The 1,696-nt window shown below is 70.4% G+C and carries 1 protein-coding gene; it reads right to left on the reverse strand.

The window, feature by feature from the left end:
- A partial coding sequence (locus I3F58_RS29135; protein WP_240111714.1) for a biotin carboxylase N-terminal domain-containing protein occupies positions 1-1,694 on the reverse strand: 1,694 nt, incomplete at its 3' end.
- Between the last annotated feature and the right edge of the window lie 2 nt (positions 1,695-1,696).

A 1,696-nucleotide genomic window follows, 5' to 3' on the forward strand; every position in this document is an offset into this window, starting at 1 on the left:
TTGACGGTGCCTGCTTTGTGGGCGTTGAGGGGCTGTTCCATCTTCATGGCTTCGAGGACGACGACGAGGTCGCCTTCCTGGACTTCCTGGCCTTCTTCGACGGCGATCTTGACGATGGTGCCCTGCATGGGGGAGGCGAGGGTGTCGCCGGAGGCGGCGGTGGCGGTCTTCTTCTTCGCGCGTCGTCTGGGTTTGGCTCCGGCGGCGAGTCCGGTGCGGGCCAGGCTCATGCCGAGGGAGGAGGGCAGGGAGACTTCGAGGCGTTTGCCGCCGACCTCGACGACGACGGTCTCGCGGCCGGTGTCGTCGTCGTCGGTCTCGCCGGCTGCCGGGGTGAAGGGTTTGATGTCGTTGGTGAACTCGGTTTCGATCCAGCGGGTGTGGACGGTGAAGGGGCCGTGGTCGGGGGCGAAGGCGGGGTCCTGGACGACGGCGCGGTGGAAGGGGATGGCGGTGGCCATGCCGTCGATGTGGAACTCGGCCAGGGCACGGCGGGCGCGTTGGAGGGCCTGCCGGCGGGTGGCGCCGGTGATGACGAGTTTGGCGAGGAGGGAGTCCCAGGCGGGGCCGATGACCGAGCCGGTCTCGACGCCGGCGTCGAGGCGGACGCCGGGGCCGGTGGGCGGGGTGAAGGCGGTGACGGTGCCGGGGGCGGGCAGGAAGCCGCGGCCGGGGTCTTCGCCGTTGATGCGGAACTCGAGGGAGTGGCCGCGGACCGGGGGGTCGTCGTAGCCGAGTTCTTCGCCGTCGGCGATGCGGAACATCTCGCGGACGAGGTCGAGGCCGGTGACTTCTTCGGTGACGGGGTGTTCGACCTGGAGGCGGGTGTTGACCTCGAGGAAGGAGATGGTGCCGTCGGTGCCGACGAGGAACTCGACGGTGCCGGCGCCGACGTAGCCGGCTTCCTTGAGGATGGCTTTGGAGGCGGCGTAGAGCTCGGTGTTCTGTTCGTCGGTGAGGAAGGGTGCGGGGGCCTCTTCGACGAGTTTCTGGTGGCGGCGCTGCAGGGAGCAGTCGCGGGTGGAGACGACGACGACGTTGCCGTGGGTGTCGGCCAGGCACTGGGTCTCGACGTGGCGGGGTTTGTCGAGGTAGCGCTCGACGAAGCATTCGCCGCGGCCGAAGGCGGCGACGGCCTCGCGGACGGCGGAGTCGTACAGCTCGGGTACTTCTTCGAGGGTGCGGGCGACTTTCAGGCCGCGTCCGCCGCCGCCGAAGGCGGCTTTGATGGCGATGGGCAGGCCGTGTTCGCGGGCGAAGGCGACGACTTCGTCGGCGCCGGAGACCGGGTCGGGTGTGCCGGCGACCAGGGGGGCTCCGGCGCGCTGGGCGATGTGGCGGGCGGCGACCTTGTCGCCGAGGTCGCGGATGGCCTGTGGCGGGGGGCCGATCCAGATCAGGCCGGCGTCGAGGACGGCCTGGGCGAATTCGGCGTTCTCGGACAGGAATCCGTAGCCGGGGTGGATCGCGTCCGCCCCGGAGTCCTTGGCTGCTTGCAGCACCTTGGCCATGTCCAGGTAGCTGGCGGCCGGGGTGTCACCGCCCAGGGCGAACGCCTCGTCCGCGGCGCGGACGTGCAGGGCGTCCCGGTCCGGATCGGCGTAGACAGCCACACTCGCGATCCCGGCGTCCCGGCAGGCACGGGCGACACGGACAGCGATTTCGCCACGGTTGGCGATGAGCACCTTGCGCACGA

Origin of the sequence: Streptomyces sp. MUM 203J, from assembly GCF_022414595.1 — a bacterium.
Classification (GTDB): domain Bacteria; phylum Actinomycetota; class Actinomycetes; order Streptomycetales; family Streptomycetaceae; genus Streptomyces.